The organism is Limosilactobacillus mucosae DSM 13345 (assembly GCF_001436025.1).
In the GTDB taxonomy this organism is placed as follows: domain Bacteria; phylum Bacillota; class Bacilli; order Lactobacillales; family Lactobacillaceae; genus Limosilactobacillus; species Limosilactobacillus mucosae.
In genome coordinates this window covers 1-2,546 of the sequence record NZ_AZEQ01000047.1, presented here as the reverse complement: position 1 = coordinate 2,546, position 2,546 = coordinate 1, and the positions used below count along the sequence as shown (strand labels likewise).

General features: G+C 44.0%; 1 protein-coding gene. It reads right to left on the bottom strand.

Annotated features, from left to right (window positions below):
- Window positions 1-2,274 (bottom strand): mucin-binding protein (locus tag FC47_RS10010; protein ID WP_162258426.1); only part of this gene is annotated, 2,274 nt, incomplete at its 3' end.
- Window positions 2,275-2,546 lie beyond the last annotated feature (272 nt).

Here is a 2,546-nt window from a genome sequence, read left to right as displayed (position 1 = left end):
AATGTACTTGATTACAGCACGTTGAGCATCAGCCTGGTACGTAACGTTAACCGTTTCATTAACCGGCTTATCGTCTTTAAATGATGGCGTCTTTGGAGCAACCTTAGTGCCTGCTACACCGTTAATCAGCGTCGTGTAGCCTTTTTGAGGTGTTGGCGTATATTCTTCCCAAGCTGAGGCACCATCTGCTTGCCATTGACCGTAAGTAATATGCCCGTTAACCAGGTCTTTCGTGGCAGTCCGCTTGTAGTTAACTGTTTGCGTTTCAGAACTAGTCTTGCCATCTGGCGTCGTAACGTTGATGGTCCGGGTTGCCGTCGTCTTAGCCTCTTTATCAGTATTGGAAACATCCTGGGTGCCATGCTTCAAATAGATCGTAAACTCTTGTGGTGCTTGCGTATCGTTGTCATACGTTGCATCATCAGCAAAAGTATTCTGGTCGACAACATAGCCTAGCTTTTCCAGCTTAGCCAGTGTTTGATCAGCTTCGGTATGGCTGATCTTTTCACCGGTCTTACCAGTCAGCTGAATCGTTTGGTCATCCAGCTGCTTGTGGTCTGTCTCGTCATAGAAGTTGATGGCAGCTTCTTGCGTGTCAGCTACATAAACAACAGTAATGTCTTGACTCAAGTCACTGACGTAATCTGCAGGGTTAAACGTGTAGTTCGTAACCGTCTTGCCATTGATCGTTGGCGTAAAGCCGGGCACTTTTGGAATTGTGACATTGCCCGCCTTGGTTGAGTCGTTTTCATCGTTTGGATACTGTGTGGTCGTCTTGTCCTTAGCTGGAAAGGCCTTGGAATCAGAATCAATAATCAGATTGCCAAGTTTTTCATAAACATATTGAATGTTGATCGTCTGCGGAATGTAGATGCTGTGAATGTCCCAATTAGCTTCATCAACGTGATGAGTATCCCCATATTTTAGAGAGAATTGGTCAACAATATCTCCATCGCTATCAGTGACTGTAACCCACATCTCACCGGTTGCGGTATTAGTTTCTTCAAATGTAGCTTTATACCCATCATGCATGTCCTTTACATAGGTTGCACCTTGCTTGCCAAATGGCGACATGAAGCCCTTGGCGTTTGATGGTTTCTTGGCAAAATAGCCATTGATTACCTTACCGCCCTGGGTTGTATAGATTTGACCATCCAGCCCTTTTTGAACGACTGGGGCGCTGACCGTTTTGCCCTTGCCATCAACATAAGTCGTCGTCTGTGTTTCGACTTGCGGAATCATGAAACTAATGCTGCCATAGTCTCCATTATCCTCACCCGCCTTAGGGTCAAAAACGTTGAACTTTGACTTCCAAGTATCATTGTAAGGTAAAATAACTTTACCGTGCACCAATATACTATGCTTAGAGGAATCAAAAACACCTGACTGGCCATCATTGTAAACCGTACCAAAGCTGCGTTTTGTATACCACTTATTATTAAATATATCTGTAGATTCTTCTGTAATAATAACTTCTGTTGATTTGTTTTTATCAACCGTATACTTACCTAAGACTTCATTATTGCTGCCCAGCAAGAAGACATAAACCTTGCCATCACCATTTCGATCGGTTGAAAGAACCAGGTTATACTTGCCGTCTGAGCTTTGTGCCCACCAGTAGGTATAATGTTTTGTATCCTGATACATCTCGGCTGGATAAGTTGGGTCAGTAACCGTAAATCCGGCTGGTGCCTGTTGATTGGCAACCTTTTGAACAGCTTGAGCACTCAAAATATTGGCTAATTGACTTTCATTGGCACTGGTGGCCGACGTTGGCAACTGCGCTGTTTCTACATCAGCAGCGCTTTGACTGTTGGCTTCACTAGCTGCCTGTGAGTCTTCGCTTACAGTAGCTGCGGCATCACTGGCAACTGAGCTGGATGCCGGCTGACTGCTGCTTTCACTGGCATTGGCAGCTGAAGCTTGGCTGTCTGAAGCAGAACTTGCAGAAGCTGGTGAATCAGAAGCTGCCACTTTAGAAGCGGGTTCAGCACTTACCGGCGCAGCACTGCTTGCAGAAACGGCTGCACTGCTATTAGATGCTGAAGTTGAGTCGCTGGCGGTTGAATTGGCGTCCTGTTGTACAACTTGTTCAGTCTTAGCTGATGCATCTGATTCAGCAGTTGCAGCTTGTGCCGTTGTGCCACTGCCTAAATAAAAACCAGCCGCAACCGCTACTGAAACGACTCCAACGCTCAGTTTACGCAGTGCAAACCGTTGAAAATGCTCATTAGATTTACTTTCCCTTACATAATTATTATTTTTCCCAACCATATTGCTAAAACACTCCCTTAAATTTTGCATTATGGAAAATTTCGACATTATTTCGTCGTATAAAAATCGGTACTCATTGTTGCAATTGGTTCCCAGCCAACCACAGCAAATTTTCCCTGCACAACTCCCCCCTTGCTTTCCTGAAGACTTTGCCGCTTTCAAATCGTCTTTTGACTTTAAATTCTTTTATGAAAATTTCTTAAATAGTTAGGCTTCATTTTTAAACGCTTACACTATTTGCAAAATTAAAAAGAACCAAAACTTAGGAGTTA